13 protein-coding genes are annotated in these 15,330 nt (G+C 61.0%); 3 read left to right on the top strand and 10 right to left on the bottom strand.

Annotation, left to right across the window (positions count from 1 at the left end; translation table 11 throughout):
• Nucleotides 1-255 precede the first annotated feature (255 nt).
• The 6 genes from SPHS8_RS07875 to SPHS8_RS20385 all read right to left on the bottom strand — a co-directional run bounded on the left by SPHS8_RS07875 (nt 256) and on the right by SPHS8_RS20385 (nt 6,341).
• Nucleotides 256-711 carry a VOC family protein gene (locus tag SPHS8_RS07875; RefSeq protein ID WP_236575033.1) on the bottom strand — a complete coding sequence of 152 codons (456 nt, stop codon included), beginning with the start codon at nt 709-711 and terminating at the stop codon, nt 256-258.
• A gap of 551 nt (nt 712-1,262) precedes the next feature.
• A complete protein-coding gene (locus SPHS8_RS07870) occupies nt 1,263-2,012 on the bottom strand; it encodes a ParA family protein (protein ID WP_201515021.1) in 750 nt (249 codons plus the stop codon).
• Nucleotides 2,013-2,149: 137 nt separating this feature from the next.
• Nucleotides 2,150-3,520: a class II 3-deoxy-7-phosphoheptulonate synthase gene (locus SPHS8_RS07865; protein WP_097090953.1), complete on the bottom strand. Its 1,371-nt coding sequence runs from the start codon at nt 3,518-3,520 to the stop codon at nt 2,150-2,152.
• Nucleotides 3,521-3,688: 168 nt separating this feature from the next.
• Complete coding sequence (locus SPHS8_RS07860) at nt 3,689-4,048, bottom strand: Rap1a/Tai family immunity protein (protein WP_236575032.1); 360 nt, start codon at nt 4,046-4,048, stop codon at nt 3,689-3,691.
• Nucleotides 4,049-4,155: 107 nt separating this feature from the next.
• Entirely contained in the window at nt 4,156-5,658 is a 1,503-nt protein-coding gene (gene cysS / locus SPHS8_RS07855) for a cysteine--tRNA ligase (protein ID WP_201515020.1), read from the bottom strand.
• 59 nt (nt 5,659-5,717) lie between these two features.
• On the bottom strand, nt 5,718-6,341 hold the full coding sequence (locus SPHS8_RS20385) for a hypothetical protein (RefSeq protein WP_236575031.1): 624 nt from the start codon (nt 6,339-6,341) through the stop codon (nt 5,718-5,720).
• Between the two features lie 285 nt (nt 6,342-6,626).
• On the opposite strand from SPHS8_RS20385, the gene SPHS8_RS07845 reads away from it, so the two are divergent.
• The 3 genes from SPHS8_RS07845 (at nt 6,627) to SPHS8_RS07835 (ending at nt 9,174) form a co-directional block, all read left to right on the top strand.
• Nucleotides 6,627-7,337, top strand: coding sequence for a Bax inhibitor-1/YccA family protein (locus SPHS8_RS07845; RefSeq protein ID WP_201515018.1), 711 nt, complete (start codon nt 6,627-6,629; stop codon nt 7,335-7,337).
• 2 nt (nt 7,338-7,339) lie between these two features.
• Nucleotides 7,340-7,621, top strand: a complete 282-nt coding sequence (locus SPHS8_RS07840; protein ID WP_201515472.1) for a TFIIB-type zinc ribbon-containing protein — start codon at nt 7,340-7,342, stop codon at nt 7,619-7,621.
• Between the two features lie 95 nt (nt 7,622-7,716).
• Complete coding sequence (locus SPHS8_RS07835) at nt 7,717-9,174, top strand: mannose-1-phosphate guanylyltransferase/mannose-6-phosphate isomerase (RefSeq protein WP_201515017.1); 1,458 nt, start codon at nt 7,717-7,719, stop codon at nt 9,172-9,174.
• Between the two features lie 91 nt (nt 9,175-9,265).
• Here SPHS8_RS07835 and polA read toward each other — a convergent pair whose 3' ends face one another.
• From polA to accC, 4 genes are all read right to left on the bottom strand, one after another.
• Nucleotides 9,266-12,052, bottom strand: coding sequence for a DNA polymerase I (polA, locus tag SPHS8_RS07830; protein WP_201515016.1), 2,787 nt, complete (start codon nt 12,050-12,052; stop codon nt 9,266-9,268).
• Nucleotides 12,053-12,141: 89 nt separating this feature from the next.
• The gene (locus SPHS8_RS07825) at nt 12,142-13,488 is read right to left on the bottom strand and encodes a hypothetical protein (protein ID WP_201515015.1); all 1,347 of its coding nucleotides are present in this window, start codon (nt 13,486-13,488) and stop codon (nt 12,142-12,144) included.
• A gap of 135 nt (nt 13,489-13,623) precedes the next feature.
• A complete protein-coding gene (arsC, locus tag SPHS8_RS07820) occupies nt 13,624-13,968 on the bottom strand; it encodes an arsenate reductase (glutaredoxin) (RefSeq protein WP_201515014.1) in 345 nt (114 codons plus the stop codon).
• Nucleotides 13,965-15,317: an acetyl-CoA carboxylase biotin carboxylase subunit gene (gene accC / locus SPHS8_RS07815; protein WP_201515013.1), complete on the bottom strand. Its 1,353-nt coding sequence runs from the start codon at nt 15,315-15,317 to the stop codon at nt 13,965-13,967. Before accC ends, arsC begins: the two co-directional genes overlap by 4 nt.
• Nucleotides 15,318-15,330: the final 13 nt, after the last annotated feature.

Raw genomic sequence — 15,330 nt, 5'->3', positions numbered from 1 at the left:
GCAGGTCGCGCCAGATTGATATGGCGCGGGCTGGCGCTCCAGGTCATCGAAGGATGGGCAGCTGAGACCGGCTGATGTGGAAGTCTTCCGCCTAAAATGCCGTCGTGCTCGTCTGTGCGGGATGACGAAGATGGGTGGTTAGCGGAGCCTCCGCAATGCGATGGCAAGCAGAGGAAGCCGCCGTCGCGTTGTGAACGAGGAAGGTGGTGCGCTATCCGGAATCAAATTCTTATGAGCCCCGCTTGGGGCATGACCTTATGGCTGCTGCTTAGGATCGATCCGGACAAGAGCGACACCAAAGCCGCAGCTGGAATGCGCATCTAAGAAGAACTCTTGGTATCGGTTGAACAGACCATCAAGATGCTGATCAATTTCCTCTTGTGTGTAGTCCAATGAGTTAACACAGCCATAGCCACGATCCGATGCCCGCTTATGCGCCGCGTCCGCATCATCGACGCCGAAGCAGACGGTCAAAATGCCTTCTCCACGGCGAGCAAGAAATTGCGACACTGCGCTATCCTCTTCTCGGCCCGCCATCGGCGCGCACAACTCGATCCCCGCATCCCAAGAGATGGCGACATTGATACCGAAAGGCTCCCCCGTCCAATCAGCATCCATGAAAGTGGCACCTAATAGTTCACTATACTGGCGCTTCGACTTCTCCAAGTTATGTACTGCGATTACAACGCGATCTACGCCCCTAAGCCCCATAAACCTCTCCAACTATATTTCTGGCATTTATTAGCTTTGCGCCGCACGTAATCAAGGCCGCGCGTAGAAGTTAACCTTGACGCGTAAGCCTAAATGAGCGGCAAAAATCGGCATTGCCCGCACGCTCTGGAATTACTTGGATCCGTGAGAGTTACCGGTCTCCTTTCACACACTGCTCGAGTGCTCATGAATCGCTAAGGTTGGTCGCTCCCGGACCTTTCACTATGCAGCATGATGACCACGCCTGTCTCATGGCCAAGTGTCACCCAACAGCCACATCCATATCCAAAAACCATCCTATTTCTCCAACAGGGCGCGATTTTTCCCTGTCCTATTTCCTGCCGGAGAGCCTAATCGCCGTGCGTCTTTGAAATGTCAGGTATATCGCGCCCTCACCTACACGCGCGCGCGGGTACGCGCGCGCATACACTGTGAACTTCGGCGGAAAACAAGCGCTTGGAGCCTTTCGGCCTGCCTCCCCGGTCCTACGCGGATTGGAGCGTCCAGCCAGTTTGATCGGACCTGCCAGCGCGCCGCTGCCCCGGCTGGGCTCAAGCCTTGGACAATTGCCGCTCGACTGTGGTCCACAAGGCCGCGAAGGCCTGCGCTGGCGGCGATGATGCAGCGAAGGAGCCTAGAGGCTTTCTCTGCACGGTCATCTGTTCGACCAGGCTCGCCATCGGGATGGCGGCCCAGCCGGGCTGTTCCTCCAGCGCTTTCCGGTGGAGGGCGCGGCGGCGGTCGACCATCGAATAGACGGGCAGGATCGGCGCATGCGATCCGCCGCGCTGGACGAGGTAGCGGGCGACTTCACCCATGGCCCGTTGCGACAGGGGGGACGGGATGACCGGGATGACGATCATGTCGGCGGCGCGCAGCACCTGCTCGCTGGTTTCCGTAAGGCCGGGCGGGCAATCTAGGATGATGCGGTCATAATCCCGGCCTAAGCTGTCGATCAGCTTGGCGAGCCGCTTCTTTTTATCCATTTCCCGGAAGAGATGGTCCAGGCTGCGCAGGGACGTGTCGGCGGCGATGAGGTCAAGGCCGGGAACGGTCGAAGGCTGGATGAGCTTGCGGACCTCCACATCCTTGCTGAAGATCGCCTGGGCAGCATCGCGGCTCTGCCTGTCGGTGGAGATCAGCCAGCTGGACGCGGCTTGCGGATCGAGGTCCCACAGCAAAGTGCGTCGCCGCGAGATGGTGGCGGATGCCCAGGCGAGATTGATCGCGAAAGTGGTCTTACCCACGCCACCCTTGAGGCTGTAAACGGCGATGGTCGCCAATGCCGGTTCCTTTGCCATGGGTGAAAGCTACGGCTTTGACCCGCCAAAGCAAGCGGACAATCATAGGTTAGTGACGCTGTCGTGACAGACGCGCGGACCTTATGAAAAATCCCGCCGGAGATGACCGGCGGGATTTTCCTGTTTCGACGAATGGATCAGGCCGCGGCGCGGCGTTCCTTCAGTTCCTCGTTCAGCATCTCCGCGAGCAGGAATGCGAGTTCGAGGCTCTGCGCCGCGTTGAGGCGCGGGTCGCAATGGGTGTGGTAACGATCGGCAAGGCCCTCGTCGGTGATGGCGATGGCGCCGCCGGTGCACTCCGTCACATTCTGCCCGGTCATCTCGGCATGGATGCCGCCACCGAAGCTGCCTTCGGCGCGGTGCACGGCGAAGAAGCCGCGCACTTCGGCCAGAATGCGATCGAAGGGCCGCGTCTTGTAGCCATTGGCCGCCTTGATGACGTTGCCGTGCATCGGGTCGCAGGACCAGACGACAGGATGACCTTCCTTCATGACCGCGCGAACGAGCTTGGGCAGGCCCGCCTCGATCTTGTCATGGCCGTAGCGCGTGATAAGGGTGATGCGCCCGGCCTCACGCGAGGGGTTCAGGATGTCGAGCAGGCGGATCAGCGCGTCGGGCTCCAGGCTCGGGCCGCACTTCATGCCGATCGGATTGCCGATGCCGCGTAGATATTCGACATGCGCCGACCCTTCGAACCGCGTGCGGTCGCCGATCCAGAGCATGTGCGCGGACGTGTCGTACCAGTCGCCGGTCAGCGAATCCTGCCGGGTCAGCGCTTGCTCATAGGGGAGCAGCAGCGCTTCATGGCTGGTGTAGAAGCTGGTCCCGCCAAGCTGCGGCACGGTTTCGGGCGAAAGGCCGCAGGCGCGCATGAAGTCGAGCGCCGCACCGATCTGGTCAGCGACGGCGTCGAACTTCGCGGCCAGCGGGCTGCGGCCCATGAAATCCAGCATCCAGCCATGGACACGGTCCAAGCTCGCATAGCCGCCCGTCGAGAAGGCGCGCAGCAGGTTGAGCGTCGCGGCCGACTGGTTGTAGGCGCGGATCATGCGTTCCGGATCGGGCTCACGCGACTCTGCTGTGAAGCCGATGTCGTTGACATTGTCGCCGCGATAGCTGGGCAGTTCCACGCCGCCGATCGTTTCCGTATCTGCCGAGCGCGGCTTGGCGAACTGGCCCGCCATGCGGCCGACCTTCACCACCGGCAGCTTGGACGCAAAGGTCAGCACCACCGCCATCTGCAACAGCACGCGGAAAGTGTCGCGAATGTTGTTGGGGTGAAACTCGGCGAAGCTTTCGGCGCAATCGCCGCCTTGCAGCAGGAATGCCTCGCCGGTCGTGACCTTGGCGAGTTCAGCCTTCAGGTTGCGCGCTTCGCCGGCAAAGACGAGCGGGGGAAACTGGCTGAGCTGACCCTCCACGGCGGCAAGCGCCTGTGCGTCACGATAGACGGGCATCTGAATGCCCTTATGCTCGCGCCAGCTTTCCGGCGTCCACTTCGCCGTCACGTCTTTTCTCCCAAAGCTACAGAAATAGGGGCCGCCCCTACGCTGATGTAGGGGCTAAAGCAAGTTTATACCAGCGGCGGAGGGCAAGGGGTGGCGCTGAGGCGCGGCGGGCACGAAGCGATATGGGCTTGGTAAAGCCGCAGCCTCTCCACCCGCCCTATCGCGGCGTCATTTCTCGCACGGATAGTGTCCGTTCAAGGCCACGCTGACCAGAACCGAAGCGGGCGCGTTGCGCTGGTCAGGATAGCGTTGGAGATAGGCAACGACGATCTTTCGCACTTCTTCGGCTTGCATCCTGTCGGGCCAGCAATTGGGGAGCGCGCGGCCGATGAACACGTCTTTCTTGATGCCATCCACCGCCCCGACGATGTAGGCGGTGCAAGCCAGTGCATATTCGGGCGCCTTGTTGCGGCACTTGGCAAGCAATGTGCTGCCAGTTTCGAACATGAAATTCTGCGCAGCTACCGGGGACGCGGCAACGGGGCTTACAGCCGAAAGAAGCAGCGCCGCTGCGAGTTGCAATTTCATGGGTCGATGGTGCCCTTCCGCCATGATCCTGTCCAGCCGGACAAGCGCAATCGCGGCACGGCCCACCGCATCATAACGGTTTCGTAACTATATGGTAAATAAGGGCTTTACCCTAGTTCCAGCCGCCAATCCCAGCGCAGCGGGTCGCCGTCCATGACCTCCACTCCACGAGCGATCAAAAGGTCCCTGATCTCGTCGGACAGGACGAAATCCTTGGCGGCGCGCGCGGACTGACGACGGTCCAATTCCGCTTCAATCTCTTCAGGCGTGATCTGCGCGCCCTTGGGCATGATACGCAAGTCCGCCCGGCTAAGCTCGAGAAGGTTGAGGCCTAGGGCTTGATCAAAGGCGGCGACGAGGCAGAGCTTTTCATCCACCGGCACCTTCTTGAGCGCAATGGCTTCTTCCAGAAGGGGCAGGGCGCGAGGCATCATTAGGTCGTCGCTGATCGCTGAGTCAAATTGTTCGAGTAGCGGAGAAAGCTTGGGGTGCAGGTTGGTGCGAAGATAGTCGAGGCGCGGAGACTGCCAGGTCACGCCCTCTGCTCGCGCTTTGAGACTCTCGACAGCCATCACCAGCCGCTTGAGACGGGTGAGGGCCGCGCCGACGCTTTCCGGGCTGAATTCCAGTTCGCTGCGATAATGAGCGCCAAGGCATAGCAGGCGATAGGCGAGCGGATGGACGCCCGCGTCGATCAGCGAGAAGAGGGTGGTGAAGCCGCCCTTCGACTTGCTCATCTTGCCCTGGCGATCGACCAGGAAGTTGTTGTGCATCCACCAGCGCGCGCCAGTGAAGCCGGGCTGGGCGTCGGTGCAGCCGCAGTAGGCCTGATTTTGTGCGATCTCGTTGGGATGGTGGATTTCGCGATGGTCGATGCCGCCGGTGTGGATGTCGAACGGATGGCCAAGGCGCGCCTCGCTCATTACCGAGCATTCAAGGTGCCAGCCCGGCGCACCTTTGCCCCAAGGGCTGTCCCACTCCATCTGCCGCTGCTCCCCGGGTGGGGACTTGCGCCAGATGGCGAAGTCGGACGGATTGCGCTTGCCCGCGACTGGATCGATCCGGGCGTGGGCGGCGTCGTCCCGCCCGCCAGCCAGGGCGCCGTAATCGGGCACGCTGCTGCTGTCGAAATAGAGGCCGCTTTCCAGTTCGTAGCAATGCGCAGGGGCGATCTTCTTCGCGAACTCGATCATCTGCGGCACATAGTCGGTGGCGACCGTCCATTCGCTTGGCTCGATGATGTTGAGGTCCGCAATGTTCTGCTTGAACGCGTCGGTATAATGCGCCGCTATGTCCCAGATGCTTTTTGCCTGAGCGCGGGCGGCAGCCTCCATTTTATCATCGCCCGCGTCTGCGTCGCTGGTCAGGTGCCCGACATCGGTGATGTTGATGATGTGGGTGACGTGCATGCCTTTCCACAGCAATGTACGGCGCAGCGTGTCAGTGAACACATAAGCGCGCAGATTGCCGAGATGGGCGTAGTTGTAGACGGTCGGGCCGCAACTGTAGACGCGCGCATGGCCGGGGTCGATCGGGGCAAAAGGTTCGACGGCGCGGGTAAGGCTGTTGAACAGGCGCAGCGGGGCGTCGGCATGCTGATCATGGGGCATGGTGAAGCCATGTCGCGAACCGCATCGGGGGTCAACAGCGGACTATCGCTTGATAAGCGCTATTTCTTCAGCAAGCGAGAAGTTTGAAAACGGATGAGGACGGATTGGATGGATGAGACCGGTTGGCTCTGGCCATCGTAGGCGACAGGTGGATTGTAGCTTTGCGTCAGCTGACGGCAGGCGATAGCGCCCAGCTGTCCAAGTTCTTGAAGTGGGGACGAGCCGCCGGGCAGGGGCGCGCAATCGGCAATTCGTCCATCGGCAGAGACCTCAAGTGCAACGCGAATATCCGCCGGATCTGGCGATCCGGAAGGCAACCGGCCCACGGTCAGCGCCACGACATGTTTTGGCGGCGCAGGCGGCAGGTTTTTCGCGGGAATGCGGAAGGTGATCCGGTGAAGATACAGGCCCGTCGTGGCTTGCCCTTTCCTGTCCATCGCCGGACTGAAACGGGCACGCTGCATAACCGTTTCACAAACGGATCGGGAGAAGGCCGATGGGCGGACAGGATCGCACCGTAACGGCATTCCGGACAAAGATGTCGTGATATGGGCGAGAAAATAGCCCCGCTCCGCCACTTGCAGGGAGGTTGGAGGATAATCTTCTTCTCTGATCCAATCAGCTGCGTTGATGGGGTGCGGAGGCGTCAATTGCGCGGCGGCGAGAAGAAAAAGGGGGGCCATGCTTCACCTTATCTTTGTATGAGAATGATAATCAATATCTATTATTCCATTGTAACAAATTGTTTCCAGCGGGCCGATCTCTTGCCTTCATGCGTTCGACCTCCAATATTGCTTGTGCGGGCCGGGCCCCTCTGGCGGTTGGATAATCCAATCGTGATGTCGGACCGCATCGAGTGCGCTCGGTGCAGGTTCGTGGGCTTTATCCCCCCTCAAAGCTCCACGAAGACCGCGCCGGGCCACTCGATCCAATCAGAAGTTTGTTTTGAAGGATGGAGTTTTTACGCCGTGAACAATCCCGTTCGTACACCAAATTATGGGACGACGCAGGCGGCGCAACATGACGCCGGGCTGCGCAGTCACATGCTGGGCGTCTTCCGCAACATGGGGATCGGCTTGGTCATCACTGGCTTGGTCGCTGCCTTTATCGGCAATACGCCAGCGCTGGCCGCCGCGATCTTCAATACGCCGCTGAAGTGGGTGGCGATCTTCGCGCCGCTGGCGTTCGTGTTCTTCTTCAGCTTTCGCATCGAAAAGATGACTACGGCTGGCGCGCGGACGGCTTTCTGGGCCTTCTCGGCCGTCATGGGTGTGTCGTTGGCCAGCATTTTCCTGGTCTTCACAGGCGCCAGCATAGCGCAGGCCTTTTTCTCGGCGGCGGTGATGTTCCTTGCGATGGCGCTGTGGGGCTATACCACCGGGCGTGACCTGTCGAAGATGGGGTCATTCCTGATCATGGGCCTGATCGGTATCCTGGTCGCCAGCCTCATCAACATCTTCATCGGCTCTTCGGCCATGCAGATGGTGATCTCGATCATCGGCGTCGTGGTCTTCACCGGCCTGACCGCCTGGGACGTGCAGCGCATCAAGTCGGAATATTTCTACTATGCCGGTCATGAGGTCGCGCAGAAGATGCAGGTGATGGGCGCGCTGTCGCTGTACCTGAATTTCGTGAACCTGTTCCAGATGCTGCTGAGCCTGACGGGCGAACGGGAATAATGATGCGCACGCCCGAAGCCGTGTCGGCGATGCTCTGCCCGGTCTGTCATGTCGGACTATCGATGACGGACCGGCAGGGGGTGGAGATTGACTATTGCCTGCAATGCCGGGGCGTGTGGTTGGACCGGGGTGAACTCGACAAGATCATCGAGCGGTCGGGGACGGCCACCGCAGCGCCACCGCCTCAGCAGCCTCATTATCGGCCTGATCGCGATTATCGTGACGATGGCCGATATTATCAGAAGAAGCGCAAGAAGAGCTTCCTGGAAGAACTGTTCGATTAGGACGGCCGTTGCGCCGTCCCTTTTTTGAAGCGCTTGCCTCTGGCCGCTGATCCTTTAGAGCTTTCCTTCAGTTCCACTTCGCGGCCAGGATTTTAATGTCGATAAGCAATGCACCTCAGATGGAGGTCACCCCCGTCATTCTCGCCGGGGGGTCTGGCACTCGCCTTTGGCCGTTGTCGCGCAAATCCTATCCCAAGCAGTTCGTGCCGCTGCTGGGCGAAACGACATTGTTCCAGTCGGTCGCACGGCGTCTTTCCGGCAAGGCTGAGAAATTTTCCTTTGGTCGGCCGCTGGTCCTTACCAACTCGCTGTTCCGCTTCATCATCGCCGAGCAGTTGGCAAAGGAGAATATCGATCCGCAGGCCATCCTGATCGAGCCGGAAGGGCGCAATACTGCTCCTGCTATATTGGCCGCGGCGCTGCATCTGGTGTCGAGCAAGCCGGATGCTGTCATGCTGGTGGCACCTTCGGACCATGTCGTGCCCGATGTGTCGGCATTTCATGAAGCTGTCGGCAAGGGCCTCGGCGCGGCGCAGGGTGGCGACCTTGTGACTTTCGGGATCAAGCCGACGCGCCCGGAAACGGGCTATGGCTATCTTCAGGCGCACAGCAGGCCCGATGGGACGGGCGAGCCGATCAAGCTTGCTAGCTTCGTTGAAAAGCCCAACGCGGCCCGGGCGGAAGAGATGCTGGCGACGGGCGACTATCTGTGGAACGCGGGCATTTTCCTGTTCGCTGCCAAGGATTTGATCGCGGCCTTCGAGCAGCATGCGCCGCGCATCCTCACGGCTGTGCGCGGGGCTGTCGAACAGGCGGAAAGCGATCTCGGCTTCCTGCGGCTGGCCCCGGAACCTTGGGGAGAGGCGGAAAGCGTCGCAATCGATTATGCGATTATGGAGCGGGCGGCCAATCTGTCGGTCGTACCGTTTGACGCCGAATGGTCTGATCTGGGCGGTTGGGACGCCGTTTGGAGCCATTCGCAGCCTGATGACAATGGGGTTGCGCTCTCGGGCGCGGCGACGGCGTTGGATTGCCGCGACACATTGCTGCGGTCGGAAAGCGAGGGGCTGGAGTTGGTCGGGCTCGGTCTCGACAATATCGTCGCGGTTGCGATGAACGATGCGGTGTTGATCGCAGACAAGTCGCGCACGCAGGATGTGAAGCTGGTCGTGGAAGCGCTGCAACGCAAAGGCGCATCGCAGGCGGAGGCATTTCCGAAGGATCACCGGCCATGGGGCTGGTATGAGAGCCTGGTGGTCGGCTCGCGCTTTCAGGTGAAGCGCATCACCGTGCTGCCCGGCGCGTCTCTCAGCTTGCAGAGCCATTTCCACCGGTCTGAACATTGGATCATCGTCGAGGGCACGGCTAAGGTGACGGTGGGCGAGGAGGTGCAGTTGCTGTCAGAGAACCAATCCGTCTATGTGCCGGTGGGGGCAGTGCATCGGATCGAGAACCCGGGGCGTATCCCGATGGTGTTCATCGAGGTGCAGACCGGGTCCTATGTGGGCGAGGATGACATTGTGCGCTATGAGGATCGTTACGCGCGCAATTGATCTGCATTGGTCCCGCTGCGGTTGGGAACTGAGATGAGGGCCGGGTCCGGCTCACGAGATCCCAGCTTCCGCTCCGGATGACGATGTTAGGCTAGTGGGCCGCTCCCCAACTGGGGCCGTGTCCGATTTCCACGCCTAGGGGCACGCTGAGCTTCACGATCGGTTCGGCTGCCGTTTCCATCACCTGACGGATGACGGTGCTGGCCTGTTCCACATCAGCTTCGGGCAGTTCGAAGACCAGTTCGTCATGGACCTGAAGCAGCATCTTCACATTGTGCAGACCCTCAGCCGCGAGCACTGGGCCCATGCGGACCATTGCGCGCTTGATGATGTCGGCGCTGGTGCCCTGGATCGGCGCGTTGATCGCGGCGCGTTCGGCACCCTGGCGTTCGTGCTGGATCGGTGCCTTGATACGCGGGAACCAGGTTTTGCGGCCGAAGAGCGTTTCAGTGTAGCCGCGCGCGCGCGCCTTCTCGAGCGTGTCGGTGATGTAGAGGCTGATGCCCGGGAAGCGCTCGTAATAGCGGCTGATCATGTCTTGCGCTTCGTCGGCGGTGATTTCCAGCCGCCCGGCAAGGCCCCAGCGGGAGATGCCGTAGAGGATGGCGAAATTGATCGTCTTGGCCCGGCTGCGGGTGTCGCGGTTCACTTCTCCGAACAATTGCTCGGCGGTCGCGGCGTGAATGTCCTCGCCCGCGAGGAAGGCTTCGCGGAGGGCGGGAACGTCCGCGATATGGGCGGCGAGGCGCAGTTCGATCTGGCTATAGTCAGCCGCGAGGATCACATTGCCGGGTTCGGCAACGAAGGCGTGGCGAATCTGGCGGCCGACTTCGGTACGGATCGGGATGTTCTGGAGATTGGGGTCGGTCGAGGAGAGGCGGCCGGTCTGCGCGCCGGACAGCGAGTAGCTGGTGTGGACGCGGCTTGAATCCTTGTTGATCTGCGCCTGAAGCGCGTCGGTGTACGTGGATTTGAGCTTCGACAGCTGACGCCAGTCGAGCACTTTTCCCGCGATCTCCGCGCCTTGCGCTTTCAGCTGCTCAAGGATGGTGACGTCGGTGGAATATGCGCCGGACTTGCCTTTCTTGCCCCCTTTGTAGCCCATCTTGTCGAACAGGATCGCGCCCAGCTGCTGCGTCGATCCGATGGCGAAGGGCTGGCCCGCGATGGCGTGTATCTCGCCCTCCAGCTTGGCGATTTCGGCGGTGAATTCGGCAGACAGGCGGGAGAGGGCTTCGCGATCGACCTTGATGCCTTCATGCTCCATCCTGGCGATGACGGCGACGAGCGGGCGGTCGACCAGTTCATAGACGCGGTTTGCGCCTTCGTTCGCGATGCGGCTCTTGTAGATTTTCCACAGGCGCAGCGTCACGTCAGCGTCCTCGGCGGCATATTCGGTCGCCTTGTCGAGCGGAACTTCGGCGAAGCTGATCTGGTTCTTGCCGGTGCCGCACACATCCTTGAAGCTGATGCATGTGTGATTGAGGTGCACCTTTGCCGCTTCGTCCATGCCATGGCCCGCCAGGCTTTGCCCGGCGTCGAGGTCGAAGCTCATGACGATGGTGTCGTCATAGGGTGCGATTTCGATGCCGTGGCGGCGCATGACAGTCAGGTCATATTTGAGGTTCTGGCCGATCTTCAGGACGCTGTCGTCCTCCAGCAGCGGCTTGAGCTTTGCAAGCACAAGGTCCTTGGGCAGCTGCTCGGGCTTTTCCGCGAACATGTCCTTGCCCCCGTGGCCCACCGGAATGTAGCAGGCCGCGCTTGGGCCAACCGCGAGGCTGACGCCGACGAGCGCGCAGGACACGCAGTCGAGCATGTCGGTTTCGGTGTCGATCGCGAGCAACCCTTCGGCATGGGCAGCGGCGATCCAGCGGTCGAGTGCCTCTTCCGTCACCACCGTTTCGTAGAGGCTGCGGTCGATCGGCGGTTCTTCCTCCAGCGTCGGAGCGGCGGGCGGCGTGCTTTCGGTAACAGCAAGCGCGGCGGTCGCGACCGCGACGGCGGCGGCGGGCGCGCCGAGGCGGGTCAGGAGCGACTTGAAGCCATGATGTTCCAGGAAGGTCTGGAGCGGCTCAGGCGGAATACCCTTGAGCGTCAGATCCTCCAGAGGTTCTGGCAGGTCCATGCCGTCGTGCAACGCTACCAGCCTGCGTGAGAGGCGGGCCATGTCGGCATGGGCGATGAGGTTTTCCTGCATCTTCGACTTTTTCATGCTCGGGGCGGCTTCGAGCGCGGCTTCCAGACTGCCATATTCGGTGATGAGCTTGGCGGCGGTCTTGGGGCCGATGCCGGGGATGCCGGGGACATTGTCGACGCTGTCACCCATCAGCGCGAGGACGTCGCCCAACTGCTCCGGCTGCACGCCGAACTTGGTCATGACATAGTCAGCGCCCCGCCGCTCATTCTTCATGGTGTCGTACATGTCGACGCCGGGCTGGATGAGTTGCATCAGGTCCTTGTCGGAACTGACGATGGTGACGTGCCAGCCAGCCGCGACGGCGGCCTTCGTATAGCTGGCGATGATGTCGTCAGCCTCGAAACCCGCTTCCTCGATGCACGGCAGGGAGAAGGCGCGGGTCGCGTCGCGGATCATCGGAAATTGGGGAACGAGGTCCTCGGGCGGGGGTGGCCGGTTCGCCTTGTAGGCGTCGTACATTTCGTTGCGGAAGGTCTGGCTGCCCTTGTCCAGCACCACCGCGAGATGAGTTGGTCCCTCGGCCTTGCCCAGTTCCTCCGCCAGCTTCCACAGCATCGTCGTATAGCCATAGACCGCGCCGACCGGCTGGCCGTGCCGATTGGTGAGCGGGGGGAGCTGGTGATAGGCGCGGAAGATGTAGCCGCTGCCGTCGACGAGGTAGAGATGATTCTGGGCCATGGGCGTAGGGGATAGCGGGTTAGGGCGGCGCGCTCCAGTGTGGTCGTTCGGGGAGAGGACAGGCCTATTATCCCTGCGCGATATTACCTTTAATCTGGTTCTCGAACCCGCACGAAGATCGTACCGGTCGCCACATCGCCAGATGCAGAGCGTGTCTCATAGGTGACGTGCGTCAGTCCGGTGAACGTGCCAACTCGGTTTAGATAGATGCTGCCTTTTGTCAGGCTGGCAGTCAGTTTGCCGGGTTCCGTTGCTTGAACAGCGGTCAACTCTGTCGAATCTGGCCCGCGAAAGATCGGCCAATCACTGCACGTGGGCAGGCGCGAAGGGGTTAATGCGGCGCAATCATTCAAGATCAAGGAATATGGCGGCGACGACGAGTCAGTCACTTCTCTATAGTCGGGCACAGCCATCAGGGAACCGACCACTGGTGCGGGAACTGAGCGAAAGCTCTCCGCAACTTCCGCGATGTCGGCTGGTTGAATAGCTGCTATCCTGGCTGCAGCCGGATTAGGCCATCGACGATCAAGGATTTTCAGCTCCGGTAAGATGAAAAAGCGAAACGTATAAGCCCAAGCTCGAACATCGGCCTCATCTCTGATTCGGACGGGCATTGCCGTCATATATTTCGCGATCAGATCGGCCTTGGCGTCACGCCAGTCAGTGGGGATATTCAGGTCAGGAGCCGGGCCTAACACAGCCATTAGCGCCACGATGCTAGCTTGACTGGTCAAATCCAACGTCGCGTTGGTGACCATGGCACCTGATATATGCTGCGACACCTTCGCCAGTGATACACCTACATCTACAGGGTCTCCAGGCGTCTCCGTGAAATATGCCGCAAGCGCGAGCAGTTGTAGGTTGATCGTGGTGAGGCGGCCCGCGTCTTGAGAGATGGCTGTATCGCTATTCTGCCAGTTCAGGGCAGGATTGAACTGTAGCAAATCTGTTTCCGAGCGCACAGCGTAGGGACCTGCATCAAGTCTCAGCGCCCTTCTCACCGAGTCTGCTGATCCCTGAATGTCGATCAGGGTAGTAAGTGGCGAAATGATCGTGGCGCCAATGGGTGCGCTCATATGGCCGACAATCAGACCCGTTGTCGCGTCGATGCCCCAGCCCATGCTCATGCGACCAGTCGCAGTTGTCGGCACCGTCCCGAAACCAAGCGACGACTGCAAGACATTGACGCCCTGCCCAAACTGTCCCTTGGCGGATGTCGTGCTGGTTGCATCGGTCGTGCCGTCGCCATTTAGGTCGAACGATATTGGCGCAAGCAAGGGACCAGCGCTGACCGCGCTAAAGACTGTTGGTGTAGGGCTGAGGCCGGGGGTTGGCGCTGGTGCAGGAGTCGGCTCACTTGAACCGCCGTCAGATCCTCCGCCACAAGCAGATAATAACGCGGCTACTGAAATGGCAGCTATCAGAGGCAGGCGCATCGAATTTCCCTAGTAAAGCAGGATGACGTAATGGATGTGCTTCCATTGAAGCTGGCAAATCCCGCGACCTCGTCAAAGCGATGTCCGCCCGGTTGGAGGTCCGGATTTGTCATCGATTCCGCGGAAGCTCGATCGCTAAAGAACTTTGCTTAACCGTTCGGGCGGGCGGGCGATGACCGCGCCCTTGTCGGTGATCACGATAGCGCGTTCGATCAGGATCGGGTGCTGCGCCATGGCATCGAGGACCGCTTCGTCATCGGCGACGTCGAGGCCGATGTCCTTCACCACCGCTTCGCCCTTGCGCAGCGCTTCGGAAGGGCGCACGCCTGCTTTCGTCAGCACCGCTTCGATCTCTGCACGGGTGGGCGAGGTTTTCAGATACTCCACCACCTCGACCTCTACCCCCGGTGTCTCCTCAAGGATCGCAAGCGCGGCGCGCGATTTGGAGCAGCGGGGATTGTGCCAGATGGTGGCCTTCACGCCTGTTCGTCCTTCGCCAACCACTCCTCCAGCCATTTGATGGTGTAGTCGCCGCTCAGGAATTCGGGGTCCTTGAGCAGCTTCTGGTGGAGCGGGATCGTGGTCTTCATGCCTTCGATCACATATTCCTCCAGCGCGCGCTTGAGGCGCATGATGCACCCTTCGCGCGTGCGGCCATAGACGATCAGCTTGCCGATCATGCTGTCATAATAGGGCGGCACCCTATAACCCTGATACAGGCCGCTATCGACGCGGACGTGCATGCCGCCGGGGACATGATAGCTGGTGACGGTGCCGGGCGAAGGTGCGAAGGTGCGCGGATCTTCCGCATTGATGCGGCATTCGATGGCGTGGCCGTGAAACTCGATCTCTTCCTGCGTGACGGAGAGCGGCTTGCCCTCAGCAACGCGGATCTGTTCGCGGACGAGGTCGAGGCCGGTGATCATTTCCGTCACCGGATGCTCCACCTGAAGGCGGGTGTTCATCTCGATGAAGTAGAATTCACCATTTTCCCACAGGAACTCGATCGTGCCCGCGCCGCGATAGCCCATGTCGGCCATCGCCTTGCGCACGACTTCGCCCATCCGGTCGCGCTCTGCGGCGGAGAGGACGGGGGAGGGAGCTTCCTCCAGCACCTTCTGGTGACGGCGCTGGAGCGAGCAGTCGCGCTCGCCCAAGTGGATGGCGGCGCCATTGCCGTCGCCGAAGACCTGGAATTCGATATGCCGGGGATTGCCCAGATATTTTTCCATATAGACGGTGTCGTCGCCAAATGCCGCCTTCGCCTCCGATCCGGCCTGGCGCATCAGCGTTTCGAGCTGATCTTCGGAGGGCACGACCTTCATGCCGCGCCCGCCGCCGCCCGAGGCTGCCTTGATAAGCACGGGGTAGCCGATCCTGGCGGCGACTTCGCGGGCTTCCTCGACCGTCGACAGCGCGCCATCGGAGCCGGGGACGAGCGGCAGGCCGAGCGCGCCTGCGGTACGCTTGGCTTCGACCTTGTCGCCCATGATGCGGATATGTTCCGGCTTGGGGCCGACGAAGGCGAGGCCGTGCGCTTCCACGATTTCCGCGAACTGAGCGTTTTCGGAGAGGAAGCCATAGCCCGGGTGGATCGCATCCGCGCCGGAGATTTCGGCGGCGGAGATGATCGCGGCGATGTTGAGATAGCTGTCCTTGGCCGCGGGCGGGCCGATGCAGATCGCTTCGTCGGCGAGCCGCACATGCATGGCATCGGCGTCGGCGGTGGAGTGCACCGCCACCGTCTTGATGCCCATTTCATGGCAGGCGCGGTGGATGCGGAGCGCGATTTCGCCCCGGTTCGCGATCAGCAGCTTTTCGATGGCCATGTGTGAAGCGGCC

This window comes from Sphingobium sp. S6, assembly GCF_905120495.1.
GTDB classification, from domain to species: Bacteria; Pseudomonadota; Alphaproteobacteria; order Sphingomonadales; family Sphingomonadaceae; genus Sphingobium; species Sphingobium agri.
This window is presented reverse-complemented; position numbering and strand designations above follow the sequence as displayed.

Bases quoted from the DNA above. Each gene is read 5' to 3' on its own strand.
- SPHS8_RS07875 (WP_236575033.1), bottom strand. From the start codon at position 711: ATGGGGCTTAGGGGCGTAGATCGCGTTGTAATCGCAGTACATAACTTG.
- SPHS8_RS07860 (WP_236575032.1), bottom strand. From the start codon at position 4,048: ATGAAATTGCAACTCGCAGCGGCGCTGCTTCTTTCGGCTGTAAGCCCC.
- SPHS8_RS07835 (WP_201515017.1), top strand. From the start codon at position 7,717: ATGTCGATAAGCAATGCACCTCAGATGGAGGTCACCCCCGTCATTCTC.
- polA (WP_201515016.1), bottom strand. From the start codon at position 12,052: ATGGCCCAGAATCATCTCTACCTCGTCGACGGCAGCGGCTACATCTTC.
- SPHS8_RS07825 (WP_201515015.1), bottom strand. From the start codon at position 13,488: ATGCGCCTGCCTCTGATAGCTGCCATTTCAGTAGCCGCGTTATTATCT.
- SPHS8_RS07870 (WP_201515021.1), bottom strand. From the start codon at position 2,012: ATGGCAAAGGAACCGGCATTGGCGACCATCGCCGTTTACAGCCTCAAG.
- accC (WP_201515013.1), bottom strand. From the start codon at position 15,317: ATGGCCATCGAAAAGCTGCTGATCGCGAACCGGGGCGAAATCGCGCTC.
- SPHS8_RS07840 (WP_201515472.1), top strand. From the start codon at position 7,340: ATGCGCACGCCCGAAGCCGTGTCGGCGATGCTCTGCCCGGTCTGTCAT.
- cysS (WP_201515020.1), bottom strand. From the start codon at position 5,658: ATGCCCCATGATCAGCATGCCGACGCCCCGCTGCGCCTGTTCAACAGC.
- SPHS8_RS20385 (WP_236575031.1), bottom strand. From the start codon at position 6,341: ATGGCCCCCCTTTTTCTTCTCGCCGCCGCGCAATTGACGCCTCCGCAC.